Origin of the sequence: Reyranella sp., from assembly GCF_050185545.1 — a bacterium.
GTDB lineage: Bacteria > Pseudomonadota > Alphaproteobacteria > Reyranellales > Reyranellaceae > Reyranella.
Window position 1 is genome coordinate 44,481 of sequence record NZ_JBFWZI010000006.1, and the last position, 24,843, is coordinate 69,323.

24 protein-coding genes are annotated in these 24,843 nt (G+C 65.7%); 8 read left to right on the plus strand and 16 right to left on the minus strand.

Annotated elements, in window-relative coordinates:
- Nucleotides 1-31 precede the first annotated feature (31 nt).
- The 4 genes from AB7O82_RS02900 to AB7O82_RS02915 form a co-directional block, all read right to left on the minus strand.
- Nucleotides 32-211 (minus strand): hypothetical protein, encoded by a 180-nt coding sequence (locus AB7O82_RS02900; protein ID WP_428540241.1) that lies wholly within the window; start codon nucleotides 209-211, stop codon nucleotides 32-34.
- Nucleotides 208-2,532: an ATP-dependent Clp protease ATP-binding subunit ClpA gene (gene clpA / locus AB7O82_RS02905; protein ID WP_428540244.1), complete on the minus strand. Its 2,325-nt coding sequence runs from the start codon at nucleotides 2,530-2,532 to the stop codon at nucleotides 208-210. The genes AB7O82_RS02900 and clpA overlap by 4 nt, the downstream gene beginning before the upstream one ends.
- Before the next feature lie 39 nt (nucleotides 2,533-2,571).
- The gene (clpS, locus tag AB7O82_RS02910; protein ID WP_428540247.1) at nucleotides 2,572-2,997 is read right to left on the minus strand and encodes an ATP-dependent Clp protease adapter ClpS; all 426 of its coding nucleotides are present in this window, start codon (nucleotides 2,995-2,997) and stop codon (nucleotides 2,572-2,574) included.
- A 65-nt stretch (nucleotides 2,998-3,062) separates the two neighbouring features.
- Nucleotides 3,063-3,770 (minus strand): hypothetical protein, encoded by a 708-nt coding sequence (locus tag AB7O82_RS02915; RefSeq protein WP_428540250.1) that lies wholly within the window; start codon nucleotides 3,768-3,770, stop codon nucleotides 3,063-3,065.
- A 166-nt stretch (nucleotides 3,771-3,936) separates the two neighbouring features.
- On the opposite strand from AB7O82_RS02915, the gene AB7O82_RS02920 reads away from it, so the two are divergent.
- A complete protein-coding gene (locus AB7O82_RS02920) occupies nucleotides 3,937-5,391 on the plus strand; it encodes a D-alanyl-D-alanine carboxypeptidase family protein (RefSeq protein ID WP_428540253.1) in 1,455 nt (484 codons plus the stop codon).
- Here the strand turns inward: AB7O82_RS02920 and AB7O82_RS02925 are convergent.
- The 10 genes from AB7O82_RS02925 to fabD all read right to left on the minus strand — a co-directional run bounded on the left by AB7O82_RS02925 (nucleotide 5,360) and on the right by fabD (nucleotide 15,182).
- Nucleotides 5,360-5,794: a gamma-glutamylcyclotransferase family protein gene (locus AB7O82_RS02925; protein ID WP_428540256.1), complete on the minus strand. Its 435-nt coding sequence runs from the start codon at nucleotides 5,792-5,794 to the stop codon at nucleotides 5,360-5,362. The two genes, AB7O82_RS02920 and AB7O82_RS02925, sit on opposite strands and share 32 nt — an antisense overlap.
- Nucleotides 5,795-6,048: 254 nt before the next feature.
- Nucleotides 6,049-7,449 carry a phosphoglucomutase/phosphomannomutase PgmG gene (gene pgmG / locus AB7O82_RS02930; protein ID WP_428540259.1) on the minus strand — a complete coding sequence of 467 codons (1,401 nt, stop codon included), beginning with the start codon at nucleotides 7,447-7,449 and terminating at the stop codon, nucleotides 6,049-6,051.
- Between the two features lie 108 nt (nucleotides 7,450-7,557).
- Complete coding sequence (locus AB7O82_RS02935; protein WP_428540262.1) at nucleotides 7,558-8,874, minus strand: UDP-glucose dehydrogenase family protein; 1,317 nt, start codon at nucleotides 8,872-8,874, stop codon at nucleotides 7,558-7,560.
- A 4-nt stretch (nucleotides 8,875-8,878) separates the two neighbouring features.
- Complete coding sequence (gene galU, locus AB7O82_RS02940) at nucleotides 8,879-9,754, minus strand: UTP--glucose-1-phosphate uridylyltransferase GalU (protein WP_428540265.1); 876 nt, start codon at nucleotides 9,752-9,754, stop codon at nucleotides 8,879-8,881.
- A 171-nt stretch (nucleotides 9,755-9,925) separates the two neighbouring features.
- Nucleotides 9,926-10,636, minus strand: coding sequence for a DnaJ domain-containing protein (locus tag AB7O82_RS02945; protein ID WP_428540268.1), 711 nt, complete (start codon nucleotides 10,634-10,636; stop codon nucleotides 9,926-9,928).
- 3 nt (nucleotides 10,637-10,639) lie between these two features.
- Entirely contained in the window at nucleotides 10,640-11,809 is a 1,170-nt protein-coding gene (gene mltG, locus AB7O82_RS02950; protein WP_428618638.1) for an endolytic transglycosylase MltG, read from the minus strand.
- 17 nt (nucleotides 11,810-11,826) lie between these two features.
- Nucleotides 11,827-13,083, minus strand: a complete 1,257-nt coding sequence (gene fabF / locus AB7O82_RS02955) for a beta-ketoacyl-ACP synthase II (protein WP_428540274.1) — start codon at nucleotides 13,081-13,083, stop codon at nucleotides 11,827-11,829.
- Between the two features lie 34 nt (nucleotides 13,084-13,117).
- Nucleotides 13,118-13,357, minus strand: coding sequence for an acyl carrier protein (locus tag AB7O82_RS02960; protein WP_428540277.1), 240 nt, complete (start codon nucleotides 13,355-13,357; stop codon nucleotides 13,118-13,120).
- A 134-nt stretch (nucleotides 13,358-13,491) separates the two neighbouring features.
- Nucleotides 13,492-14,229 (minus strand): 3-oxoacyl-[acyl-carrier-protein] reductase, encoded by a 738-nt coding sequence (gene fabG / locus AB7O82_RS02965; protein WP_428540280.1) that lies wholly within the window; start codon nucleotides 14,227-14,229, stop codon nucleotides 13,492-13,494.
- An 11-nt stretch (nucleotides 14,230-14,240) separates the two neighbouring features.
- Nucleotides 14,241-15,182 carry an ACP S-malonyltransferase gene (gene fabD, locus AB7O82_RS02970; protein WP_428540283.1) on the minus strand — a complete coding sequence of 314 codons (942 nt, stop codon included), beginning with the start codon at nucleotides 15,180-15,182 and terminating at the stop codon, nucleotides 14,241-14,243.
- 295 nt (nucleotides 15,183-15,477) lie between these two features.
- Here fabD and rpsF point away from each other — a divergent pair, with 295 nt between their 5' ends.
- From rpsF to AB7O82_RS02990, 4 genes are all read left to right on the plus strand, one after another.
- Complete coding sequence (rpsF, locus tag AB7O82_RS02975) at nucleotides 15,478-15,936, plus strand: 30S ribosomal protein S6 (protein ID WP_428540286.1); 459 nt, start codon at nucleotides 15,478-15,480, stop codon at nucleotides 15,934-15,936.
- Complete coding sequence (gene rpsR, locus AB7O82_RS02980) at nucleotides 15,933-16,166, plus strand: 30S ribosomal protein S18 (protein ID WP_296346202.1); 234 nt, start codon at nucleotides 15,933-15,935, stop codon at nucleotides 16,164-16,166. The genes rpsF and rpsR overlap by 4 nt, the downstream gene beginning before the upstream one ends.
- A gap of 21 nt (nucleotides 16,167-16,187) precedes the next feature.
- Nucleotides 16,188-16,823 carry a 50S ribosomal protein L9 gene (gene rplI / locus AB7O82_RS02985; protein ID WP_428540354.1) on the plus strand — a complete coding sequence of 212 codons (636 nt, stop codon included), beginning with the start codon at nucleotides 16,188-16,190 and terminating at the stop codon, nucleotides 16,821-16,823.
- A gap of 482 nt (nucleotides 16,824-17,305) precedes the next feature.
- On the plus strand, nucleotides 17,306-18,970 hold the full coding sequence (locus AB7O82_RS02990) for an ABC transporter permease (protein ID WP_428540290.1): 1,665 nt from the start codon (nucleotides 17,306-17,308) through the stop codon (nucleotides 18,968-18,970).
- Here AB7O82_RS02990 and AB7O82_RS02995 read toward each other — a convergent pair.
- Nucleotides 18,945-19,976, minus strand: coding sequence for a Fe(3+) ABC transporter substrate-binding protein (locus AB7O82_RS02995; protein ID WP_428540293.1), 1,032 nt, complete (start codon nucleotides 19,974-19,976; stop codon nucleotides 18,945-18,947). The two genes, AB7O82_RS02990 and AB7O82_RS02995, sit on opposite strands and share 26 nt — an antisense overlap.
- Before the next feature lie 233 nt (nucleotides 19,977-20,209).
- Here AB7O82_RS02995 and AB7O82_RS03000 point away from each other — a divergent pair, with 233 nt between their 5' ends.
- Entirely contained in the window at nucleotides 20,210-21,451 is a 1,242-nt protein-coding gene (locus AB7O82_RS03000) for a class I SAM-dependent methyltransferase (RefSeq protein WP_428540296.1), read from the plus strand.
- Nucleotides 21,452-21,717: 266 nt separating this feature from the next.
- On the opposite strand, the gene AB7O82_RS03005 is transcribed toward AB7O82_RS03000, so the two are convergent.
- The gene (locus tag AB7O82_RS03005; RefSeq protein WP_428540299.1) at nucleotides 21,718-22,374 is read right to left on the minus strand and encodes a GntR family transcriptional regulator; all 657 of its coding nucleotides are present in this window, start codon (nucleotides 22,372-22,374) and stop codon (nucleotides 21,718-21,720) included.
- Between the two features lie 289 nt (nucleotides 22,375-22,663).
- On the opposite strand from AB7O82_RS03005, the gene AB7O82_RS03010 reads away from it, so the two are divergent.
- Both AB7O82_RS03010 and AB7O82_RS03015 read left to right on the plus strand, forming a co-directional pair.
- A complete protein-coding gene (locus tag AB7O82_RS03010; protein ID WP_428540302.1) occupies nucleotides 22,664-23,776 on the plus strand; it encodes a BMP family ABC transporter substrate-binding protein in 1,113 nt (370 codons plus the stop codon).
- A 27-nt stretch (nucleotides 23,777-23,803) separates the two neighbouring features.
- On the plus strand, nucleotides 23,804-24,841 hold the full coding sequence (locus tag AB7O82_RS03015) for an ABC transporter permease (protein ID WP_428540306.1): 1,038 nt from the start codon (nucleotides 23,804-23,806) through the stop codon (nucleotides 24,839-24,841).
- Nucleotides 24,842-24,843: the final 2 nt, after the last annotated feature.

A 24,843-nucleotide genomic window follows, 5' to 3' on the forward strand; every position in this document is an offset into this window, starting at 1 on the left:
CCTCTCCAGCGAAGCTGGGGAGGAATGGAGATCACCCCTTCCCGGCCATCAGCAGGCCGAAGAAGAACACCACGAAGAAGATCACCGGCTCGGTTGCCCCCAGGGGCGCCTGCCAGCCCGCCTTTTCGACGATGAACAGCGCCACCCAGAACACCGCGGTGGCGAGCATCGCGGCGCGCAGGGCCAGCAGGAGCGGGCGGAATGCCTTCACTCAGCCAGCACAGGCTCTTGCGCTGCCGGCGGCAGGGCCCCGCGCTCGGGTGGCAGGAAGGTGAAGACGAGCTTGGCCTCCGCGCCCTCGCCTTCGGTGTCGACCCGCACCGTGCCGCCGCCGTTGGCGAGCTTGCCGAACAGCACCTCTTCGGCCAGCGGCTTCTTTAGATACTCCTGGATGACGCGAGCCAGCGGACGGGCGCCGAACAAGCGGTCGTAGCCCTTCTCGGCCAGCCAGCGCCGCGCGCTGTCGCTCAGCTCGATGAAGACCTTGCGGTCAGCGAGCTGGACCTCGAGCTCGGCCACGAACTTGTCCACCACCTTGCTCATGCTCTCCGGGCCGAGGTTGGCGAACTTGATGACGGCGTCGAGACGATTGCGGAACTCGGGCGCGAACATGCGGTTGATCGCATCGTCGTCCTCGTCGTGCCGCGCCTCGCGGCCGAAGCCCAGCGCCGGCTTGGCGATGTCGGCGGCGCCGGCGTTGGTGGTCATGCACAGGATGACGTTGCGGAAATCCACCGTGCGGCCGTTGTGGTCGGTGAGCTTGCCGTAGTCCATCACCTGCAGCAGCACGTTGAACACGTCGGGATGCGCCTTTTCGATCTCGTCGAGCAGGATCACGCAATGCGGATGCTGGTTGACCTGGTCGGTCAAAAGGCCGCCCTGGTCGAAGCCGACATAGCCCGGCGGGGCGCCTATCAGGCGCGAGACGCTGTGGCGCTCCATGTACTCCGACATGTCGAAGCGGATCAGCTCGAGCCCCAGCAGGCGGGCGAGCTGGCGTGTCACCTCGGTCTTGCCGACGCCGGTCGGCCCGGCCAGCAGGTAGGAGCCGATCGGCTTCTCGGGCGAACGCAGGCCGGCGCGGGCGAGCTTGATCGCCGCCGACAGCTGGTCGATCGCCTTGTCCTGGCCGAACACGACCGTCTTCAGGTCACGGTCGATGTTGCGCAGCATCTCGGTATCGTCCTTCGAGACGCTCTTGGGCGGGATGCGCGCGATCTTGGCCACGATCTCCTCGATGTCGGGCACGTCGATGGTCGACTTGCGCGCCTCGCGCGGCCGCAGCATCTGCGCCGCACCGACCTCGTCGATCACGTCGATCGCCTTGTCGGGCAGCTTGCGGTCGTGGATGTAGCGCGCCGACAGCTCGACCGATGCCTTGATGGCGTCGTCGGTGTAGGCCACGTGATGGTGCTTCTCGTAGACCGGCTTCAGGCCCTGCATGATCTGCACCGCGTCGGCGATCGACGGCTCGGGCACGTCGATCTTCTGGAAGCGGCGGACCAGCGCGCGATCCTTCTCGAAGTAGTTGCGGTATTCCTTGTAGGTGGTCGAGCCGATGCAGCGCAGCTCGCCCGACTGCAGCGACGGCTTCAGCAGGTTCGAGGCGTCCATCGAGCCGCCCGACGTAGCGCCGGCGCCGATGATGGTGTGAATTTCGTCGATGAACAGCACCGAGTTGGGCTTCTTCTTCAGCTCCGCGAGCACCGCCTTCAGGCGCTCCTCGAAGTCGCCGCGGTAGCGCGTGCCCGCAAGCAGCGCGCCCATGTCGAGCGCGTAGATCACCGATTCACGCAGCACCTCGGGCACCTCGCCCTCGACGATCTTGCGCGCCAGACCCTCGGCGATCGCCGTCTTGCCGACGCCGGGCTCGCCAACGTAGAGCGGGTTGTTCTTGGTGCGCCGGCACAGGACCTGGATGGTGCGCTCGACCTCGTGCTCGCGACCGATCAGCGGATCGACCCGTCCGTCGCGGTGCTTCTGGTTGAGATCGACACAGTAGGCGCCCAGCGCCTCGTTGCCCTGCTTCACCGCCGCCTCGCCGCCATTCTCCTCTTCCGACCCGCTGACGCGGCGGGTGCGCGCACGTCCCGGAACCTTGGCCTTGCCGTGACTGATGTAGTCGACGGCGTCGAGCCGGGTCATGCCCTGGTTCTCGAGAAACGACACGGCATGGCTGTCCCGCTCGGAGAACAGCGCCACCAGCACATTGGCGCCGGTCACTTCCTTGCGGCCGGACGACTGAACATGGACCGCGGCGCGCTGGACAACGCGCTGGAAGCCCGCCGTCGGCAGGGGCTCGCTGGGACTCTGGGTGATGATTCCCTTCAACCGGTTGTCGACGAAGGTCTCGAGATCATGCCGCAGGCGGTCGATGTCGACGCCGCATGCCTTGAGAACCGGCACGGCATCCTCGTCTTCTGTCATCGCCAGCAGCAGGTGCTCAAGCGTCGCATATTCGTGTCGCCGCTCGCCGGCCAGGCCGAAGGCGCGGTGGAGAGACTTCTCGAGGTTCTTGGAGAGCATGGACATCGAAACCACCTCGACAGAGAAACGAACTACTCTTCCCGACTATTCCTTCTCCAACGTGCATTGGAGAGGGTGCTGATTCTTGCGCGCGTAATCCACAGTCTGCGTCACTTTCGTTTCCGCAATCTCGTAGGTGTAAACGCCGCAGATGCCGACGCCCTTCTGATGGACGTGCAGCATGATCTTGGTCGCTTCCTCGCGGTTCTTCTGGAAGATGTGCTGCAGCACATCGACGACGAACTCCATCGGCGTGTAGTCGTCGTTCAGCATGAGGACCTTGTACATCGACGGCTTCTTGGTACGCGTGCGCGTCAGCGTCAGGGCGCCGCTGCGGCCCTCGCCGTCGCCATTGCCGTTGTCGTCCCCCCGACGCGGCGGCTGCGCCGGCGGGCCACCCGGCGGCTCACCGGGACCGCCCAGCCGCCCGCCGCGAAGGGACTGTTCGCATGCACTACGCAGAGAGCTCATCGTCCAGACCACACTCCTGAAGGCCATGCCGGTTGCGAATTATATAGTCAGCCATGCCCATTCCGCTACCTCGGCCGCAATCCATCCTTGCCGACGGTCAACGTCCACTGGTTTGACTTCCAATGGTTCGGTGGAGCGTTCCAGTCGCGACGCAACTCTGCTGGCACCAGCTTGCGTGGCGGGTTCACCGGCACCGGTACGGTGTCGAACGAGAACAGCTTGGCCGCGAACTTGACGTTCGCGAATCCGTCGGTCGGATGGTGATAGGCTTGAAAGCCCCAGACACCGCCGCGACACGAGGCAACTGTCCACCAGAAATCGACATCCGGCAGCCGCAGCCCATCGCGCGGCGGTCCGAAGGCGTTGCTGGCCTGCATCAAGGCCAGGAGTTCGCGCGTCTCGGCCGGAGTCAGGAGCCTCTGGCCGCGTCGCATGCGCCACGGTCCCAGCACGTCACCGGCATCGCCGATGCGCAGGTTGGTGACGGAGCCCTGGTCGGCCAGCACGCCGATGTCGAGGCCGGCGGTACCGTCGGGCTGAAGGAACACCTCGTAAGTCCTGACCTGCTCGTCATAGATCGCGTTGTAGATCAGCCGCAGGCGGTTCCGCCCATCCCGGCCGCAGGCTTCCCGGATATCATTGCCGCCGACATAGCTGAACCAATTGAAGCTTCGCACGATCGGCGGATCGACATAGCGATCCGCCCGCTGGGCCCACGCCGTGGATGCCGCGACCAGTCCCAAAGCACACAGGGCCGTGAGCACTGCCTTCATTGTGGCTCTCCTGGTACCAAACGATGCACTTTCCGAACCAACTTTGGCGCCAACGCGGCAGTCGAGCATTGCATATCTCGAAAATTACCAGTATTATGGCAGAAATCGTCCATAAGTTATTGGCTGGGCGCAAAAAAATCGAATTGAGCGTAATGGCGTATTGGCGATGAAACTTTCCCTCAAGCTCATCGCGGCCATTCTGACCTGGCTGGCCGTCGGATTTCTTTTTGTCGCGGCGGCCATGGTGCCGACGGATGCGGACGCGCAATCGGCCTCCGGCAAACGGGCGGCCTCGGCCAAACGAGCCGTCCCACCGGCAAAGGTGCGGAGCAAGGCCAAGGCCGTCACACGCCCGGCTTCTTCGGCCTGGGTGCCCAATCCGCTGGTGAATGCCAAGGATTCGTATCTCATCCTAGATGCCTCGTCGGGCCAGGAACTGTACGCCGACCGGCCTGACGAGCCCCGTCATCCGGCCTCGCTGACCAAGCTGATGACGATCTACATGGCATTCTCGGCGCTCGACTCCGGCCGACTGTCCCTGGGCGACGGCCTGCCGGTCTCGATCACCGCGCTCAACACGCCACCCACGAAGGTCGGCCTGCAGCCGGGCGGCAGGATCGCCGTGCGCGACGCGATCATGGCCCTGGTAACTCGGTCGGCCAATGACGCGGCCGTGGCCATTGCCGAGACGTTGGCCGGAGACGAAGCGACGTTCGCCCAGCAGATGACGCAGAAGGCCCGTCAGCTCGGCATGAAGTCGACGATATTCCGCAATGCCTCGGGCCTGCCCAACAGCGAGCAGATCACGACGGCGCGCGACATGGCGCGGCTCGCCCATGCACTGATGCGCGACTATCCGCACTACTACGGGATCTTTTCCGTCCAGAGCTATCCCTTCCGCGGCCGCATCCTCGAGAACCACAATCGCATGCTCGGCACCTATGAAGGCGCCGACGGCCTGAAGACCGGCTACACCGTGGCGTCGGGCTTCAATCTCGTCATGTCGGCGATGCGCGACAACAGGCGCCTCATCGGCGTGGTGATGGGCGGCAACACGGCGGGCATGCGCGATCGCATCATGGCCGAACTGATGGATCGGGGCTTTGCTTCGGGGCGCCTGTCCCCCTGGACCACCAGTCGCAAGCCGCCCTCCGCGCGGTACACAGCCGCCAACTTCGATCCCAATCTCATCATTCCCGAATCGACACCGCGAGTCGCCGTAGCGAAGGCTCCCTCGCCTGGGCCGGCAGTTGTGCCGGCGGCGATGGCAGCCACCGCTGTTGACCAACGCAGCGCGGGTTCAGCGGTTCCGGCACCCGATCCGGTTGGAGCGCAGCGCAACCTCGCCGTCGGCAGTTGGGTGATCCAGGTCGGTTCGTTTGGCGACCCACAAGCGGCCCAACTTGCGCTGGAGCGCGCGTCGTCGGTCATTCCCGACACAATGCGCACCGGCTCGGTCACGGTCGACGAGGTCCAGATGGCCAACAAGACCTTTCATCGCGCCCGCCTGATCAACCTCTCGCAAGCCCAGGCGATCGATGGGTGCAAGCGCCTCGAGAAACGGAAAATCTACTGCTCGGCGATCCAGGTCACGGTGTGGAATACGCCGGGCGCACGCTGAACGCTCTCCTTAACCGATCGACGAAGGCGCGTTTGTCGCGCTGTTGCCACAGGACCAGGCTCCAGGGGTGTTGGCTCGGTGCGAGCCTGCTCTCCACCGGTTCGAACACCGACACGGTCCTCGTGCCGCCCGCCAGCACGACCCGCAACGGCACGATCTGGTACTTTGGCCCCTCGTAGGCCGAAAGCCGCGCCACATCCCGCGCGCTCAGACCGCCCACGACCGCGCCTGCCACGTGTGTCGCTGCGTCCCGCACGAGCGTTGGATAGCTGGCGCCCTTGGCGCGACGGCGCGCATGGCCGAGCAGGATGGCCGGGGTGTACGCCGCCGGCGGCAGGCGCCGACCCAGCACTAGGGCCATGACATCCCGGTCCAGCAGCGTCCCGTAGAAGAAGAAGCGCATTGGTGTCCGTACGAAGCAGTCGTCTTAAAGTCCGGCAATTGCAGCTTACGCCCGCAACAACGACGTTGTCATCCCGAGCGCTCCCGGCCGGGAGCGCGCCACTTGAGGCGGAGTAACCTCCGCCGGCGTGGCGCTCATGCTCTTCCTTGGACCGCGGGCGTCTCGCCCGCCCATCATTTGAATCATGAGCGGGCGAGACGCCCGCGGTCCGCATCAGCGCCGCGTAGTCGCGCACTCCCGGCCTGAGCTCCGCTCTAGTGGCCCCCCGACGCGTCGTCGGGCAGGTCGACGCCGCTCGCCGCAAGGACTGTCTTCAGCTCGGACTTCAATCGCTCGAGCCCGGCGTCGTCGGCCGCTTCGCATCGCGCCACCAGCACGGGCTGGGTGTTCGAAGCACGCAGCAGCCACCAGCCGTCCGAGGTGCTCACGCGCACGCCGTCGATGTCGGAGAACTTGGCTCCCTGCTTCTGCAGCAGGGCCTTGACCTCCTCGACGACGGCGAACTTGCGTTCGTCGGCGCAATCGAAGCGCAGCTCCGGCGTGTTGACCGGCTGCGGCAGCCGATCGCGCATGTCGGCCAAGCTCTCGTCGGCGTTGGCGACGATGTTGAGCAGGCGCAGGCCGCAATAGAGCGCATCGTCGAAGCCGTAGAAGGTGTCGGCAAAAAAGATGTGGCCGCTCATCTCTCCGGCAAGCGGCGCGCCGGTTTCCGCCAGCTTGCTCTTGATCAGCGAATGGCCGGTCTTGAACATCATCGGCTTGCCGCCGGCGCGGGCGATCTCGTCGAACAGCACCTGGCTCGCCTTGACGTCGGCTATGATCGTGGCGCCCGGTCTCTGCTTCAGCACGTCGCGCGCCCACAAGACCAGAAGCTGGTCGCCCCACAGGATGCGGCCCTTGCCGTCGACGGCGCCGATGCGATCGCCGTCGCCGTCGAAGGCAATGCCGAGGTCGCAGCCGCGCTTCTTCACCTCACCGATCAGCTGCTCGAGATTCTTCGGCACCGTCGGGTCCGGATGGTGGGCTGGAAATGTGCCGTCGACCTTCTCGTTGAGCACGAAATGCTCGCCCTGAAGCTTGTCGACGACGGCGCGGATGGACACGCCAACCGCCCCATTGCCGGTGTCCCAGGCGACCTTGAGGCGCTTTCCCGGACGGACGTCGCGCAGCAGGCGCGCCGCGTAGTCGTCCAGAACGTCCCTCCTCTCGACGCTCCCCTGCCCGCTCTCCCAATCCCCGTCCGCCGCCATGGCGCCGAGTTGCTGGATGTCGGCGCCGAAGAACGACTTCTTGCCCATCATCATCTTGAAGCCGTTGTAGTCGGGCGGATTGTGCGATCCGGTGATCTGGATGCCGCCGTCGGCCTCCACGTGATAGACCGCAAAATACAGCATCGGCGTCGCAACCACGCCGATATCGACCACGTCGACACCCGCCGCCGTCAGGCCGGAGATGCACGCCGCCGCCAGGTCGGGCGAGCTCAGGCGGCCATCGTAGCCGAGGGCCACGCGCTTGCCGCCTTTGCGTCGCACCAGCGTTCCGAAAGTCCTTCCGATGGCGCGCGCATCGGCGGCATGCACCGTGCCGCCAACGACGCCGCGAATGTCGTACTCGCGCAGTATGGTCGGGTCGAACTTGTGGACCGTCTCAGTCATTCACCTTTCCTCCTATGAAGATCGGGGCGGGCACCGCCCCGATCTTCTCAGCATCGTGGTTCGCGCCGGGCGTGCCGGGTGTCTCCCCTGCGAAGCGAGCATGAGACTTCAGAAGCGCCACCGGGGACGGCCGACGCACTCGTAGGCAAAGCCCAGGCCGCGCATTTCCTCGGGGTCGAAGATGTTGCGCAGGTCGACGACGCGCGGCAGACGCATCAACTCCTTCAGGCGCCGCGGATCAAGGCCGCGGAACTCGTGCCACTCGGTGATCACGACCAGCACGTCGGCGCCGGTGGCGGCGTCATAGGCCGTCTTGGCGAACTCGATGCCCGGGATCATGCGCCCCGCTTCTGCCATGCCCTCGGGATCGAACGCCACGATGCGCGCCCCGGCAGCCTGCAGGGCGGGAACGATGTCGAGCGAGGGCGCGTCGCGCATGTCGTCGGTGTTGGGCTTGAAGGTGAGGCCCAGCACACCGACCGTGAGTCCCGCCACCGACCCGCCGCAAAAATCGATGACCTTGCGCGCCATCCGCTTCTTGCGCTGGGTGTTGACCTCGATCACCTGCTCGACGATCGTTTGCGGTGCCTGGGCCTCGCGGGCCGTGTAGGCCAGCGCCAGGGTATCCTTGGGGAAGCACGAGCCGCCGAAGCCGGGTCCCGGGTGCAGGAATTTACGGCCGATTCGTCCGTCAAGCCCGATGCCGCGCGCGACGTCGTGGACGTCGGCGCCGACCTTCTCGCAGAGATCGGCAATCTCGTTGATGAAGGTGATCTTCATGGCGAGAAAGGCGTTGCCGGCATACTTGGTGACTTCGGCCGTCTCGATGTTGGTGAACACCATAGGTGTCTGGATGAGATTGAGCGGCCGGTAGATCGCCGCCATCACGTCGCGGGCGCGCGCGCTCTCGACCCCGATCACGACCCGATCGGGCTTCATGAAATCCTCGATCGCGGCGCCTTCCCGCAGGAATTCGGGATTCGAGCAGACGTCGAACTCCGCAGCCGGCTGCGCCTCCCGTACGATGCGCGCCACTTCGCGGCCGGTGCCGACCGGCACGGTCGACTTGGTGACCACGACCGTGTAGCCGCGGATCGCACCAGCGATCTCGGCGGCGGCGGCATAGACGTAGCTCAGATCGGCATGGCCGTCGCCGCGGCGGGTCGGTGTTCCCACGGCGATGAACACGGCGTCGGCATTGGCCACTGCCTGATCGATGTCGGTGCCGAACGAGAGCCGCCCGGCGCGCACGTTGTCGGCGACCAGGCGATCGAGCCCGGGCTCGAAGATCGGGATATCACCCTTGCGCAGCCGCGTGATCTTTGCGGCCTCCTTGTCGATGCACGCCACGTCGTGACCGAACTGGGCGAAGCAGGCGCCGGAAACGAGTCCGACGTAACCCGAACCGATCATCGCGATGCGCATGAGATCAGCCTTTCAGGAGGCGATCGAGCAACGCACGCGTATCCGCCGCGGTGTCTGAGCGGTGCAGGGCGATCGCCACGTTGGCCTCGAGGAACCCCATGCGATTGCCGCAGTCGTATCGCCGGCCCGTATAGCGCATCGCGTGGAACGGCCGCTTGCCGATCATCCTGGCCATGGCGTCGGTCAGCTGGATTTCCCCACCGGCACCGGTCTCGTGCCGTGCCAGGTACTCGAACACCCCGGCCTCGAGCACGCACCGCCCGATCCAGGCCAGCGTCGAGGGAGCGTCCTCGGGCTTTGGCTTCTCGACGAGGCCGGTCATCTCGGCCAAGCCATCCTTCTCTGCCTTCACGGCGGCGATGCCGTAGCTCCTGGTCTGATCGCGCGGCACTTCCATCACTGCGATTACGCTGCCGCCGGTCTTTTCATGAGCGGCAACGAGCTGTGCCGTGCAGGTTGGCGAGCTAATCGTCAGCTCGTCGGGTAGCAGCACGGCGAACGGCTCATCGCCGATCCACGGGCGGGCACACCAAACGGCATGGCCCAGGCCGAGGGGCTGCTGCTGGCGGGTGAACACCGAATTCCCGGGCTTCAGGGCAGAGTCGCGCGCCTGCTTCAGCTCGGGCGCCTTGCCGCGCTGCTGCAGGGTCGCCTCGAGCTCGTAGGCAGAGTCGAAATGATCCTCGATCGCGCCCTTGTTGCGGCCGGTCACGAACACGAACTCATCGATCCCTGCCGCCAGGCACTCCTCGACCGCGTACTGGATGAGCGGACGGTCGACCACCGTCAGCATCTCCTTCGGCATCGCCTTGGTGGCCGGCAGGAACCTGGTGCCCAAACCGGCGACCGGCAGAACCGCTTTGCGAACACGCTGCACCATACTCATCGACCTCGTTCAGCGGCTGGATTGTATGGAGAAATCAGGGAATTGACCTGCAGTCGGGCTAGATGACACGGGGTCGCGGTGGCTGGCAAGGTCAACCGCCTGGAGCATTCCGTTCGGCTGGAACGGCCGAACGGAACGTGCCTGTTGCAACAACCAATCCCAGAGTCACCCGAGCAGGATATCCTTCGCCCGGTTGATGCGCGCCGCCAAGTCGGCGCTGCCGCCGACATCGGGATGCACGCGCTGGATGAGACGGCGGTGAGCAGCCTTGATCTCCTGCTCGCTGGCACCTTCGGCAAGCCCCAGCACGGCGAGCGCCTCCTCGCGCGTCATGTCGGTGCGCGGGCCGCGTGGTGGCGGGCCCTGGCGTGCGGAGCGCCAGTCCTCCCCCAGTCGCCGGTCGAGATAGGCTTCCAGCACGCGCAGCGAATCGGTGTCCGAGGAGCACTCGACATGCAGGTCGAGCAACTCGCTGTCGCTCAGGCTGTCGAACGTGCGACCCGCGAAGCGGCCGGACTGCACCGCGCCGCCGACATCGCCGGTGCCGTGATCGATCCATGCCTCGAAGAAGGCCGTGCGAGCCTCCGTCCGTTGGGCGTTTCCCGGCGAGCTGAATCCGCCCGACGGGCGCCGTCGCAAGGCACGCGCGAGCAGCGCCGCGGCGACGATGCCGGCAAGCCCGAACAGCTCGGGCAGCAAACCCGGCACAAAACGCACGCCGAAGATCAGCATGATCGCAACGCCGACCAATCCGACAACCATGAGCAATGGGCGAAGGACCCGCGCAATGGTCGACGGATTGGCGCGCAAGAGCCACCAGACGACCAGAGCCATGACCCCCAGCGCGATGAAGGCCAGGAGGACGACAACCGGCATCGCTCACTGCCGCGGCGTCCGCGGCGGCGCCGGCGGTGCGCCCGTGATCGCCGGCACCACGGGCTGCCCCTGCTGCTGTCCTTGTTGCTGTTGCAGTTGCTGCTGCTGCTGTTGCTGTTGCTGTTGCTGTTGCTGTTGCTGTTGCTGTTGCTGTTGCTGCTGTAGTTGTTGCTGCTGCTGGAGGAGCTGCTGCTCCTGGCGTTCGCGCTGGATCTGCCGCCAGCGCTCGACATTGCGATTGTGTTCCAGGAGGTTGGCGGCGAAGGCATGGCCGCCCTGCCCGTCGGCAACGAAATACAGCGATCGATCGCGCGCCGGATTGGTCGCGGCGATGATGGCGGCGCGACCCGGATTGCAGATCGGCCCCGGCGGCAGGCCGACAACCTGATACGTGTTGTAGGGTGACGACGATTGCAGGTCGGCGCGCGTGAGCTCCCGGTTCAACGGCGCCTTGCCGCTGGTCAACCCGTAGATCACCGTCGGATCGCTCTCCAGTCTCATGCGACGGCGCAACCGGTTGATGAAGACGGCCGCCACCTTCGGCCGCTCGGCGGCAATACCGGTCTCCTTCTCGATCATCGAGGCGAGCACCAGAGCGTCACGGCGATTGGCGATCGGTAGCCCGGCGAGGCGCTTGCGCCAGGCTTCGTCGAGCGCCTTTTCCATCCCCTCCTTCATGCGCAGAAGCAGCCCGTCACGGGTATCGTCGCGCGAATAGAAGTAGGTTTCGGGCAAGAGGTCGCCCTCCTTGACGTCGAGCGTGATCTCGCCAGTCAGCGCCTCCGTCTTGCGCACCAGCTCGAGAATCTCCGCCGTCGTCATGCCTTCCGGAATGGTGAGGCGGCGCTGCACGACCTTGCCGGACTGCAGCAGCTCCACCAGCGCCCGCATCGAGATGTGCGCCGGAACCTCGTATTCGCCCGCCTTGATGGGCCTGGGCGCCGGATCGATGATCAAGGCGACACGAAACAGACGCCCGTGCGCGACGACTCCTTCCTCCTGCAGGATCCTGGCCATGGTCGCAGGCCCGGCACCGCGCGGAATGACGACGTTGCGGGTCTGCGCCAGCGGACCCGGCGCATCGAGCAGCCGGTTGCCGATGAACAGCACGCCACCCAGGACGGTGACGAGCAACGCGATGAAGAACAGGACCCAGCGGAAATAGCTGAGCATGCCTCAGCCTCCCGCGCTCAAACGGCGCCGAAGATCAGCGACGCGTTGGTGCCCCCAAAACCGAACGAATTGCTGAGCGCGTGTCGGACCTTGCGCTGCTTGGCCTGCTTGGCCACCAGGTCGATGTCGCAGCCTTCGTCGGGCTCCTCGAGATTGAGCGTCGGCGGCACCGCCTGCTCGATGATCGACTTGATGGAGTAGATCGCCTCGATCGCGCCGGCGGCGCCAAGCAGATGGCCGGTGGCGGACTTGGTCGACGACATCGAAAGCTTGTAGGCCGCATCGCCGAAGGTCTTCTTGACCGCACCGAGTTCGATCACGTCGGCCATCGTCGACGTACCATGCGCGTTGACGTAGTCGATGTCGTCCGGCTGCATCCTGGCGCGCTTCAGCGCCGCCTTCATGGCACGCATCGCTCCGCTGCCGTCCTCCGACGGCGCCGTGATGTGATAGGCATCGCCCGACAGGCCGTAACCCAGCACCTCGGCGTAGATCTTGGCGCCACGCTTCCTGGCGTGCTCGTATTCCTCGAGGACGACACAACCCGCTCCCTCGCCCATCACGAAGCCGTCGCGCCGTTTGTCCCACGGCCGTGACGCCTGGGTCGGCGTGTCGTTGAAGTCGGTGGACAGCGCCTTGCAGGCATTGAAGCCGGCAATGCCGATGCGGCAGATCGCGGCCTCGGCGCCACCGGCGACCATGACGTCGGCGTCGTCCCACTGGATCAGCCGCGCCGCATCGCCCAGCGCATGCGCGCCGGTAGCGCAGGCGGTCACCACCGAATGGTTTGGGCCCTTGAAGCCGTATCTGATCGACACCTGGCCTGAGGCGAGGTTGATCAGGGCCGACGGAATGAAGAACGGGCTGACCCGGCGCGGACCGCGTTCCTTCAATGTCAGCGACGTCTCGTAGATGGTCTGCAGCCCGCCGATTCCGGCGCCGATCATCACACCCGTGCGCTCGAGGCTCTCGTCGTCCTGCGGCTTCCACCCGGAATCCTCCACCGCCTGATCGGCGGCAGCGATGCCAAAGATCAGGAACTTGTCGAGCTTGCGCTGCTCCTTGGGCGGAAGATAGGCGTCGACGTTGAAATGGCCGTTCGCCTTGTCGCCCAGCGGCACTTCGCCGGCGATCTTGGTCGCCAGGTCCGATGTGTCGAAGGCCTGAATCGATCGGATGCCGGACTCGGCCGCCATCAGACGGCGCCAATTGACGTCGACGCCGTCACCCAACGGCGTCACCATGCCCATGCCGGTTACGACCACGCGTCTCATCGCTCGCCTTCCTTCTGGCAGGAACCGGCGTCGATCAGGACTTGGCGTTGCTCTGGATGAAGCCGATGGCGTCGCCGACGGTCTGGATCTTCTCGGCGGCATCGTCGGGGATCTCGATGCCGAACTCTTCCTCGAACGCCATCACCAGCTCCACGGTGTCGAGGCTGTCCGCGCCGAGATCGTCAATGAACTTGGCCTCCTCCTTCACCTGCGCCGCTTCGACGCCCAGGTGCTCGACGACGATCTTCTTAACGCGTTCGGCAATATCGCTCATTACCTTGTCCTTCCCGTGTCTTTCAAATCTCGGCCTCGCCGGAGGGACGGCGATTTCCGGCTCTTATACATAGCTGCCCGGCCATTGGCTAGCGCCGGAAAGTCCACAAAATCAGGCACTTGCAGCCAATTTACTCAGATCATCGCCATCCCGCCATTGATGTGCAACGTCTGCCCGGTGACATAGGCTGCCTCGTCGCTCGCCAGATAGACCACGCCCGCGGCGACCTCCTCGGCCGTGCCCAGGCGATCGGCCGGAACGCGCGCCAGAATCGTCTTCCTCTGCTCGTCGGTCAGTGCATCGGTCATTGGCGTCGCGATGAAGCCGGGGGCGACGCAATTGACGGTGATGCCGCGCGAGGCGAGCTCCTGGGCCAGCGATTTCGACATGCCGATCAGGCCGGCCTTGGCGGCGGCATAGTTGGCCTGCCCCGGGTTGCCGGTGACGCCGACGATCGAGGTGATGTTCACCACGCGGCCGAAGCGCCGCCGCATCATGCCGCGCATCGCCGCCCGGGTGAGCCGGAACGTCCCGGTCAGGTTCACCTGCAGGACCTTGTCCCACTCCTCGTCCTTCATCCGCATCGAGATGTTGTCGCGCGTGATGCCGGCGTTGTTCACCAGGATGTCGAGCTTGCCCATGGCGCCCTCGGCCTCCTTGGCCAGCCGGTCGATGTCCGCCGGATCGTCCATCCGGGCAGCCACGACGTGCGCGCGCTCGCCGAGCGCCTGCCTGAGCGCCTCGAGAGCGTCGCCGCGCGTCCCCGACAGCGTAACGACGGCGCCTTGCGCATGCAGCGCGCGGGCAATGGCCCCGCCGATGCCTCCCGAAGCGCCAGTGACCAGGGCCGCCTTGCCGGACAGGTCGAACATCCGCTGCTCCTTCACGCCGTCTTCAGGAAGGTCTCGATATCGGCTGGCGCATTGAGGGCAACGCCGGTCATCTCCTTGTCGATTCGCTTGACCAGGCCCGACAGCACCTTGCCCGAGCCGCACTCGACCAGCATCTCGACACCCTGCGACTTCATATATTGTACGCTCTCGCGCCAGCGCACGAGACCCGTCACCTGCTCGACCAGGCGCCGCCTGATGTTGCCCGGCTCGGTGATTTCGCTCGCCAGCACGTTGGCGACCAGGGGAATGCGTGGCGTTCCCAGTGCCACCGCTTCCAGGGCGGCCTGCATGGCATCGGCCGCAGGCTGCATCAGCGGGCAGTGGAAAGGAGCGCTGACCGGCAGCATCATGCCCCGCTTGGCCCCTTTCGCCTTTGCTGCCTCGATGGCGCGCTCGACCGCGGCCTTGTGGCCGCTCACGACCACCTGGCCGCCGCCATTGTCGTTGGCAACCGCCACGATTTCGCCTTGGGCGGCCTCCGCACAAGCCTCCTGGGCGGGCTCGAGCTCGATGCCGAGCAGCGCCGCCATGGCGCCGACGCCAACCGGGACAGCCTTCTGCATCGATTGGCCGCGCAGCTTCAACAGGCGCGCCGCATCGGCGAGCTGCAGCGATCCGGCCGCGGCGAGGGCCGAGTATTCCCCCAGCGAGTGGCCGGCGACCTGGCTGGCGAGGCCGGCCAACGGTTTGGCGCCATCCTTCTCGATGATCCGCACGACGGCCATGCTGACCGCCATCAGGGCGGGCTGGGCATTCTCGGTCAGGACGAGCTCCGATTCGGGCCCCTCGCGCATGAGCTTGAAGAGATTCTGCTTCAGCGCCTCGTCCACCTCCTGGAAGACGTCGCGGGCCGTGGCGAAGGCATCAGCCAGGTCAACGCCCATGCCGACCGCCTGGGATCCCTGTCCCGGAAATACGAATGCGCGAGTCATCGGCCGCTTCCCCCCAATCTTCCTGGCCCAAAGCGCTTCTTGGCCCAAAGCGGGCCCCTCATAGCGCACTCGCGAGAAGGCCGGAACGCCTTGATTTCGGAAGATTTGTCGGTATAACCGCCGCTCTTCGGGGCCCCAACCGGCCCCGAACTCCTTGCCGGTCCGAGCGCGCTGCCATCCTGGCACGCCGAGGGGCCGGCTAGATCCGGGCGGTTGCCGGTCGGTCCAGGGCTCCAGCGGGGTCGGGACGCGACGAACTCCGGGTCGTTAACAGCCATAAGGAGCCGTAAACGACATGGCATTGTACGAAAACGTCTTCATTGCGCGCCAGGACGTACCTGTGACGCAAGTGGAGGCTCTCACGACCCAGTACGCCGAGCTGGTCACCAGCCTGGGCGGTACTGTCTCCAAGAAGGAATATTGGGGCCTGCGGTCCCTGACCTACCGGATCAAGAAGAACCGCAAGGGTCACTACACGCTTCTCAACATCGATGGTCCGCCGGCTGCCGTGAAGGAGCTCGAGCGGACGATGTCGATCAACGAGGACATCATCCGCTACCTGACGGTGCGCGTGGACGAACTGGAGGAAGGGCCCTCCGCGATCATGCTGCGGAGCGCCGAGAAGGCCGATCGGCCGATGGGCGACCGCGATCGCGGCGACCGCTGGGGCGATCGCCCGCCGCGCCGCGAGCGTTCGCGCTTCGGCGATGAGGCAGTACCCGCTGTTGCCGGCGTACCGGGAGAAGAAGAATGAGCGCACAACGTCGCCCCTTTACGCGCCGCCGCAAGAGCTGCCCGTTCTCCGGCGCCAACGCACCGAAGATCGACTACAAGGACGTCCGGCTGCTGCAGCGGTTCGTCTCCGAGCGCGGCAAGATCGTGCCGAGCCGCATCTCGGCGGTGTCCTCCAAGAAGCAGCGCGAGCTCGCCCAGGCGATCAAGCGCGCCCGCTTCCTGGCGCTACTGCCTTACATCATCGCCTGACCGGGAGGACGAACCATGCCGATGAACGTCATCCTGCTCGAACGCGTGCCCAAGCTCGGCCAGATGGGCGACGTCGTGAAGGTGAAGCCGGGCTTTGCCCGCAACTACCTGCTGCCGCAGAAGAAAGCGCTGCGCGCCACCAAGGACAATGTCACCTACTTCGAATCGCAGCGGAAGACGCTGGAAGCGCAGAACCTCGAGCGCCGCAAGGATGCCGAGGCCGTCGCCGCCAAGATGAGCGACTTCAAGGTCACGCTGGTTCGCCAGGCCTCTGAGGCCCTGCAGCTCTACGGATCGGTGACCTCGCGCGACATCTCGGACGCGGCCGATGCCGCGGGCGTCAAGCTCCAGCGCAGCCAGGTCGAGCTCGACAAGCCGATCAAGGCGCTGGGGGCGCACAAGATCAAGGTCCACCTGCATCCCGAGGTCACGGTGGAAATCACCGCGCTGGTCGCCCGCTCGCAGGACGAGGCCGACTTCCTCGCCAAGGGCGGCACACTGATCGCCGAGACCGAACGCGCCGCCCTCGAGGCGGCCGAGGCCGCGCGACGCGCCGCCGAGCAGGCCGCAGCCCTGTTCGAGGCCAAGCCGGCCCCCGAAGCCGAAGGTGAAGCGCCGGCCGCGACTGAAGAAGAAGCAGCGGCCGACAAGAAGTAGATCGTGCCGCCCGGCACGATCCCATCGATACGGCGCATGCCGTCACTTTGTGACGGCATGCGTTTTGTTTTGTGCCGCGGTTTCCAGTGCCTCCCCCGTCATCGGGCACGGCATTCGCATTTGGAAAAGGCGACGCCATCCCGAACGGAGCCGCCCAAAGGGCGGCGTAGTCGAGGGACCTTTCTTGCCGGTGCTGCACAAGAAAGGTCCCTCGACTACGCCTCGCTGCGCTCGGCTTCGCTCGGGGTGACGGCGTTTCTTTCATATGCGAATGCCCTGCGTTATCGGGAGAGGTGTCCTCCGCACATCTCCTTCTCTACCCCGTCTTACGGGGGAGGTGCCCCCGAAGGGGGCGGAGTGGGAAGGCCTCAGGCGGGGTCTCTGAAGTTCCGACGTCGGAATCAGAGAGAGTTCGACTGTGGCTTTCCCCCTCTGCCCCGTATCACGGGGCACCTTCCCCGATTACGGGGGAGGGATTCGAAATGTGTCCGCTCCGTCATCCCGAGTCGGCCGTGATCTGGCGGCTCGGTGCCCTGGCAATTGCCGCTATCGTCGCTCTGCCAATTGTCGGCGTCGCCTCCAGCCTCTTCGTCTGGCAAGGCGAACTGTGGCGCCACATGGCCGAGACCCAGCTTGCCGACATCCTCGGCAACACGATGACCCTGCTGATCGGTGTCGGCATCGGCACGATCGTGCTCGGGACCGGCACCGCCTGGCTGGTCACGATGACCCGCTTCCCCGGCAGTCGGCTGCTGCAATGGGCACTGGTGCTGCCCCTGGTGCTGCCGACCTACATTATCGGTTACGCCTATGCCGATCTGCTCGCCTTCGCCGGTCCGGTCCAGTCGGCGTTGCGGTCGGCCACGGGCTGGCACCGCAACGACTACTGGTTTCCCGAGCTTGCGTCGGCGAGCGGCGTCGCCGTCCTGTTCAGCCTGGTGCTGTATCCGTACGTCTATCTTGCGGCCCGCTCGGCGTTCCTCGCCCAGTCGCAGTCGCTCCTGGAGGCGAGCCGCATCCTGGGGCACGGCCCCTGGCGGACCTTCCTCCGTGTCGGACTGCCTCTCGCCCGTCCGGCCGTCGCCGGCGGTGCGGCGCTGGCGCTGCTGGAGGCGCTCGCCGATTTCGGCACCGTGCAATACTACGGCGTTCACACCTTCACGACGGCGATCTATCGAACATGGTACGGCCTCGGCAATCGCCAGGGGGCGGCGCAAATCGCCGTCGTGCTCATCGTGATCGCCGGGGTGCTGGTCATCCTGGAGCGCCGGTCGCGCGGTCGCGCCCGCTTTCAAATCGCGTCGAATTTACGTCACCGGAGCGAGCCGGTCGTGCTGCGACCGTGGCCGGCGATGGGGGCGCTCCTCGCCTGCGCACTTCCCGTCCTCCTGGGATTCGTCGTTCCGACCTTTCACCTCGGCTGGCTGGCCTCGGCGTCAGGCGCGACGCTGAACGACCCGCGGTTCCTGGGCGATGCCGTCAACAGCCTGCTGCTTGCAGGCAGCGCCGCGGCGATCATCGTCGCCCTCGCCCTCTTCCTGAGCTACGCCGGACGCCTGGTGCGCCGTCGCTCATTCAACCACGTGATCGACTTCGCCTCCCTGGGCTATGCGATCCCCGGGGCAGTGATCGCGGTCGGCGTTCTTTTGCCGCTCGCCATGGCCGATCACGGGATCGACTGGCTGGCCCGTGGGCTGTTCGGACTGCCTCTCGGCCTGGTGCTGAGCGGCACTGCCGTCGCGCTCCTGCTCGCTTACACCGTGCGGTTCCTTGCCGTCGGAATGGCCAACGTCGCGCCCGGCCTGGCGGCAATCGATCCGGCAATGGACGCCAGCGCGCGCATTCTCGGGGCCACGCCACGGCAGGTCCTGCGTCATGTGCATCTGCCGATGCTGCGGGCGCCCGCCCTCACCGCGGCCGCCGTGGCGTTTGTCGAGGTCATGAAGGAATTGCCGGCGACCCTGCTGATCAGGCCCTTCAATCTCGACACGCTCGCAATCGGCGTCTATCGCTTCGCTTCCGACGAGCGACTCGCCCAGGCCGCCGTCGGCGCCATCGTGATCGTCGTGGTATCCTTGGCGCCGGTGATCCTGCTGTGTCGGGCGATCGACCGATCGGGAACTACTTCCAGCCCGCGCGATCCATGATCTTCAGGGCTTCGGCGTTGTTCTGCGCGAAGACCCGGGCATTGAGCTGGTCCTGCTTGAAGCTGCCGAGCGACTTCAGTTCCGGTGACAGCTCGACGCCGGCGACCACCGGAAACTCCGAATTACCTTCGGCGAAGTAGCGCTGCGCCTGCGGCGACACGAGGTATTCGAGGAAGCGCACGGCCGCCGCCTTGTTGGGCGCGTGGCGGGCCACCGCGCCGCCGCTGATGTTGACATGCGTGCCGCGGTTCGACTGGTTGGGGAAGACGACGGCGCACTTGGCCGCGACCTCGCGATCCTGCGGCTTCTTCGAGCGCATCAGGTTCACGAAGTAATAGGTGTTGACCACGGCAAGGTCGCCTTCGCCGGCAGCAACTGCCTTGATCTGGTCGGTATCGCCGCCGCGAGGCGGGCGCGCGAGATTGGCAGCAACTCCCTTGGCCCAAGCCTCGACCTTCTGCGGACCATTCGCGGCCAGCAGCGAACCCACGAGCGACTGGTTGTAGATGTGGCCGGACGGGCGGATCAGCAGCTTGCCCTTCCACTTGGCGTCGGCGAGATCCTCGTAGTTCTTTGGAACGTCGGCGGCCGGCACCCGCTCCTTGCTGTAGACGATGACCCGGGCGCGCACCGAGAAGCCGAACCAGTTGTTGTCGGGATCGCGCAGGTGCGCTGGCACCGCCTTGGCGAGCGCTTCCGAGGTCACCGGCTGCAGGACCCCGAGCTGGCGAGCGCGCTCGATGCGACCGGCATCGGTGGTGATGAAGATGTCGCACGGGCTCTTGTCACCCTCCGCCCGAAGCCGCTCGAGCAACGGGTCCGGCTCGGCGTCGATGCGGTTGATCTTGACGCCGCTCAGATCGGCAAAATTGCCGTATAGGGCTTCGTCCGTGTTGTAGTGCCGCGCCGAGTAGAGGTTGAGCGTCGCCTGGGCCTCGGCTCGTCGCCATACCGTAAGGCCAGCGCCAAGCGCCAAACCGCTTCCAAGCAGCGCACGTCTCTTCACTGAGGGCCTCCAGATGCGAGTAATTGTCACTTCCGTGTAGCAGGTGGGCTGCGCGTTTGCAAATCGCTCGCATGTGCAGGCCAATTCCACGTTTCCCCACGAGGAATTATCCCACTTCCTCCCCTTTGCCTTGAAATTGCCACTTGGATTAACATTTCCGCTCAAGTCCCACACGGAGCCCAGGGAAGTGTCCGGTTGCTTCCCCAGGACTCATTGCCCCGGGGGAAGCGAGGATGCTGCTCGTCAAGGTCCTCACCCGCATATTGGGTGAAGGCCAACTGACCGTGATCGATGAGGCCGGCCGGTCGCATCGCATCGAGGGTGCACGGCCTGGCCCGTCGGTCATCATGCGGGTCCATGATCGGTGGACAGGCCTGCGGCTGGCCCTGCGCCCGCGGCTCGCCCTGGGCGAGGCCTACATGGATGGCCGGATGACCGTCGAGGCCGGCGGCGACATCTACGACCTTCTCGACCTGCTCGGCCGCAGCATTCAGGCACTCGATGCGACGCCGATGGTGCGCTGGTCTTACGCGCTGCAGCGCTGGCTGAGAACCGTGGAGCACTACAATCCGATCGGCAAGGCGCAGAAGAATGTCGCCCACCACTACGACCTGAAGGACCAGCTCTACGACTATTTCCTCGACCGCGATCGGCAATACTCCTGCGCCTACTTCCGGACCGGCGACGAATCCCTTGAGGAGGCGCAGTTCGACAAGAAGAGGCACATCGCGGCCAAGCTGTTGCTCAAGCCGGGCCAGCGCGTCCTCGACATCGGCTCCGGTTGGGGCGGCATGGCTCTCTTCCTCAGCCAGCAATTCGGCGTCGACACGACCGGCGTGACCCTGTCAACGTCACAACATGCCGTCTCCAGCCGCCGCGCCCTCGAGGGCGGCCTTGCCGATCGCGTCCGCTTCAAGCTGCTCGACTATCGCGAGGAAACCGGCCGATATGAACGCATCGTCTCGGTCGGCATGTTCGAGCATGTCGGGTCGGCCCACTACGTCGAGTTCTTCACCAAGGTGAAGGAGCTCCTGACCGACGACGGCGTCATGCTGTTGCACTCGATTGGGCGCATGGAGCCGCCCGGCGGCACAAACACGTGGCTGCGCAAGTACATCTTCCCGGGCGGCTACACGCCTGCCCTGTCGGAGGTCCTCGCGGCGATCGAGAAGGTCGGCCTATGGGTGACCGATATCGAGATCCAGCGCCTCCACTATGCCGAGACGCTGCGCCACTGGCGCCGGCGCTTCCTCGCCAACCGCGAGCAGATCAAGCAGCTCGCGGGATACGACGACCGTTTCTGCCGGATGTGGGAGTTCTACCTCGCGGGCTGCGAGGTGGCATTTCGGTACATGAATCAGATGGTCTTCCAGATCCAGCTCACCCGCCGCCAGGATGCCGCCCCGCTCATCCGCGACTACGTGATCGATGCCGAAAGCGGCCTGCACGCGACTCGCTCGATGGCGGCGGAGTAAGCGTCACCCCTCCTCCCCCAGCTTCGCTGGGAGGTGTCGCCGCCTGCCCTGAGCAAAGTCGAAGGGTCATACGGCGACGCAGGGGTCATGCTCTCTTGGACCGCGGGCGTTCTCGCCCGCTCTTCTCATGAATCTTGAGCGGGCGAGACGCCCGCGATCCAAGAATGAGCCATGAGCGCCATCGGAGTGGCGCGCTCCCAGCCATGACCCATGACCCCTCCGTCGGCGAAGACGCCGACACCTCCCCAACGAAGCTGGGGAAGAGGTCACGCCGCATTCGTCGCCGCGAAGGTCTCGAAGGCGTCCTCGACTAGGCTGACGTGATGAAGCATGGCGGCATGGGCGCCGGCGGCGTCGCCTGACAGGATCGCCCGGACCACGGCATCGTGCTCCTGGTTGGATCGCCGCAGCCGTCCCTCGACCTGGAACTGGGCGCGGCGGAACGGCCCGACGCGCCGGCGCAGGCCCAGGGCGAACTCGGCAATGGGTGCATTGTGCGCGCCGGCGTAGATCGCCGAATGAAGGGCGACATTGGCATCGGAATAGGCATCCGGGTCGCCCGCCGCCGCCAGCGCCGTCATGGCATCGTGCCGCGCCTGCAGGCGCCGCCGCTCGATCGGCGTCATGCTCATGGCGGCGAGACGCGCGCAGGTCGCCTCCATCTCCGCCATGGCGACGAACAGGCTTTCGATTTGCACCGGTGTCGCCTTGGAGACCACCGCTCCCTTGCGCGGGCGCATGTCGATCAGGCCGCTTTGCATGAGCTGGCGCAGTGCCTCGCGCACCGGCGTGCGCGAGACGCCGTGCTGGCGGGCCAAGCCAATCTCGTCGAGCCGCAGCCCGGGCGTCAACGTGCCGTTCAGGATCCCGTCCGCGATCGCCGTGGCGAGCCTGTCCGCCAGGGTGGGATTGTCTGCCTGCATGCTCCATCCGCTCATTCGGCGGGATGCTGCATACAATTTGGATGCCAATCCGAACATCGGTACACACAATGCCCAAACAGAATGCAAACTGCCGATATTGCATACAATCTTCGCCCATTCCCTTTGCTGGCCCGGCCGTAATCGGTTGTCCAGAGTTCACGGGATGGCCTGTTTTCCGCCGATTCGGCGCCAATCCCACGCAACGTCGTTCGCCGCACGCTGATGGCATGTTGGTTGCTCCCCGCTCTCCGGGCCGCCACTGGCCGAAGACAGCAGCAGGGGGAAAGCAATGAGCCACACGTTCAAGATCGGACGCCGCGGCCTTCTGGTTGGAGCCTCGAGTGCGGCGGCCGTCGGCCTCGCCGGCACGGCGCAAGCACAGAAGCCGCTCGTCGTCGGGTTCATCTATGTCGGCCCACGCGACGACTACGGCTACAACCAGGCGCACGCCGAAGCGGCCGCCATCCTGAAGAAGATGCCCGGCATCAAGGTCGTCGAGGAAGAGAAGGTTCCGGAGACGGTCGCGGTCGAGAAGTCGATGGAAAGCATGATCAACCTCGACGGCGCGACCCTGATGTTCCCGACGTCGTTCGGCTATTTCGATCCGCACATGCTGAAGGAAGCGGCGAAGTTCCCCGCCATCCAGTTCCGTCATTGCGGCGGCCTGTGGCAGGAAGGCAAGCATCCCAAGAATACCGGCAGCTACTTCGGCTACATCGACGAGTGCCAATACCTGAACGGCATTGCCGCCGGCTCGACCACCAAGAGCGGCAAGCTGGGCTTCGTCGCCGCCAAGCCGATCCCGCAAGTGTTGCGCAACATCAACGCCTTCACGCTCGGCGCCAAGTCGGTGAACCCCAAGATCACCACCCAGGTCATCTTCACCGGCGACTGGGCGATGCCGGTCAAGGAAGCCGAGGCGACCAACAGCATGATCGCCCAGGGCATCGACGTCGTGACCTGCCACGTCGATTCGCCCAAGGTCGTAATCGAGACCGCCGAGCGCGCCGGCATCTTCACCTGCGGCTATCACTGCAACCAGTCCAAGCTCGCGCCCAAGGGCTACCTGACCGGCGCCGAGTGGAACTGGGAAAAGGTCTATGTCGACTTCATCGAGGCCATGAAGAAGGGCCAGGCGCCCGGCAACTTCGTGCGCGGCGGCCTCAAGGCAGGGTTCGTCCGTCCCTCCGCCTACGGGCCGGCCGTGTCGGCCGAGGCGCGCACCAAGGCCGACGCCGTGAAGGCCGAGATGCTCACCGGCAATTTCTCGATCTTCAAGGGCGCCTTGAAAGACAACAAGGGCAATACCGCGATCCCCGCCGGCACGGCTTACAGCCAGACCGAGCCGAAGCTGGAAAGCATGAACTACCTGGTTGAGGGCGTGGTCGGCTCGACGTCGTAAGTCGTCCCCAGGGAGCAGCGGGCGGCCATGGGGCAAGCCCTCGAGCGTATTGCCGTACCGACGCTGGCGTTGCTGGCGTCGGCGGCCCTGTTCGGCCTGCTGTTGGCCCTGTATGCCCGCGTCGATCCGCTGGAGGCCTTCGCCCTGATGTACCAGGGCGCCTTCGGCACCTGGTTTTCCTGGCAGAACACCTTGGCCCGGGCGGCGCCGTTGATCCTCACCGCGCTGTGCACGGCGCTGCCGGCCAGGCTCGGCCTGTTGATCATCGGCAATGAAGGGGCCGTCGTGCTGGGTGGCGTGGCCGCCGCGGCGACCGGTGCGTCGCTCGTCGGCACGCCGCCCCTCGCGGCCCAGCTCGGCATGATCGCCGCCGGCATGCTGACGGGCGGGTTGTGGATTGCCTTCGCCGGTGCGCTGCGCCAATGGCGCGGCGTCAACGAGACGATCTCCAGTCTGCTGCTGATTTACATTGCGATCGCCCTGATGAATCACTTCGTCGAGGGCCCGTTGCGCGATCCGCAGAGCCTCAACAAACCGTCCACCGCCTCGATTGGCGACGCCAACATGATCGGCACCATTCCTGGCATGGACGTCCATTGGGGCCTGGTATTCGGCATCATCGCCTGCCTGCTCGCCTACGCCTTCCTGCGCTTCACGACATGGGGCTTCGCCATGGAGGTGATCGGCGGCAACGCCAAGACCGCGCGCATGATGGGCCTGAATGTCGGGCGCTACGTGCTGCTGGCCTGCGGCGTCGGCGGCGCGGCGGCGGGCATCGCCGGCACGGTCGAGGTCGCCGCCGTGCTCGGCAAGGCCAATGCCTCGCTCGCCGTCGGCTACGGCTATGCCGGCATCCTGGTGTCCTTCCTCGCCCGCCACCATCCGCTGGCGATCATTCCGGTGGCCATCCTGCTGGGCGGCATCGGCGCCAGCGGCGGCCTGCTGCAGCGGCGTCTCGACCTGCCCGACGCCGCCGTCGTCGTCCTGCAGGGCATCATTTTCGTCGCCATCCTGGCGAGCGAGACGCTCTACGGGCGGCTGCTTCCGCGCAAGCAGGAGAGCTGACG

Coding starts and splice junctions, on each gene's coding strand:
- AB7O82_RS02925 (WP_428540256.1), bottom strand. CDS start 5,794: ATGCGCTTCTTCTTCTACGGGACGCTGCTGGACCGGGATGTCATGGCC.
- pgmG (WP_428540259.1), bottom strand. CDS start 7,449: ATGACTGAGACGGTCCACAAGTTCGACCCGACCATACTGCGCGAGTAC.
- AB7O82_RS02990 (WP_428540290.1), top strand. CDS start 17,306: ATGTGTCCGCTCCGTCATCCCGAGTCGGCCGTGATCTGGCGGCTCGGT.
- AB7O82_RS02920 (WP_428540253.1), top strand. CDS start 3,937: ATGAAACTTTCCCTCAAGCTCATCGCGGCCATTCTGACCTGGCTGGCC.
- mltG (WP_428618638.1), bottom strand. CDS start 11,809: ATGCTCAGCTATTTCCGCTGGGTCCTGTTCTTCATCGCGTTGCTCGTC.
- clpA (WP_428540244.1), bottom strand. CDS start 2,532: ATGTCCATGCTCTCCAAGAACCTCGAGAAGTCTCTCCACCGCGCCTTC.
- AB7O82_RS03010 (WP_428540302.1), top strand. CDS start 22,664: ATGAGCCACACGTTCAAGATCGGACGCCGCGGCCTTCTGGTTGGAGCC.
- AB7O82_RS02960 (WP_428540277.1), bottom strand. CDS start 13,357: ATGAGCGATATTGCCGAACGCGTTAAGAAGATCGTCGTCGAGCACCTG.
- AB7O82_RS02935 (WP_428540262.1), bottom strand. CDS start 8,874: ATGCGCATCGCGATGATCGGTTCGGGTTACGTCGGACTCGTTTCCGGC.
- clpS (WP_428540247.1), bottom strand. CDS start 2,997: ATGAGCTCTCTGCGTAGTGCATGCGAACAGTCCCTTCGCGGCGGGCGG.
- AB7O82_RS02945 (WP_428540268.1), bottom strand. CDS start 10,636: ATGCCGGTTGTCGTCCTCCTGGCCTTCATCGCGCTGGGGGTCATGGCT.
- AB7O82_RS03000 (WP_428540296.1), top strand. CDS start 20,210: ATGCTGCTCGTCAAGGTCCTCACCCGCATATTGGGTGAAGGCCAACTG.
- fabF (WP_428540274.1), bottom strand. CDS start 13,083: ATGAGACGCGTGGTCGTAACCGGCATGGGCATGGTGACGCCGTTGGGT.
- AB7O82_RS03005 (WP_428540299.1), bottom strand. CDS start 22,374: ATGCAGGCAGACAATCCCACCCTGGCGGACAGGCTCGCCACGGCGATC.
- AB7O82_RS02915 (WP_428540250.1), bottom strand. CDS start 3,770: ATGAAGGCAGTGCTCACGGCCCTGTGTGCTTTGGGACTGGTCGCGGCA.
- rpsR (WP_296346202.1), top strand. CDS start 15,933: ATGAGCGCACAACGTCGCCCCTTTACGCGCCGCCGCAAGAGCTGCCCG.
- galU (WP_428540265.1), bottom strand. CDS start 9,754: ATGGTGCAGCGTGTTCGCAAAGCGGTTCTGCCGGTCGCCGGTTTGGGC.
- rplI (WP_428540354.1), top strand. CDS start 16,188: ATGAACGTCATCCTGCTCGAACGCGTGCCCAAGCTCGGCCAGATGGGC.
- fabG (WP_428540280.1), bottom strand. CDS start 14,229: ATGTTCGACCTGTCCGGCAAGGCGGCCCTGGTCACTGGCGCTTCGGGA.
- fabD (WP_428540283.1), bottom strand. CDS start 15,182: ATGACTCGCGCATTCGTATTTCCGGGACAGGGATCCCAGGCGGTCGGC.
- rpsF (WP_428540286.1), top strand. CDS start 15,478: ATGGCATTGTACGAAAACGTCTTCATTGCGCGCCAGGACGTACCTGTG.
- AB7O82_RS03015 (WP_428540306.1), top strand. CDS start 23,804: ATGGGGCAAGCCCTCGAGCGTATTGCCGTACCGACGCTGGCGTTGCTG.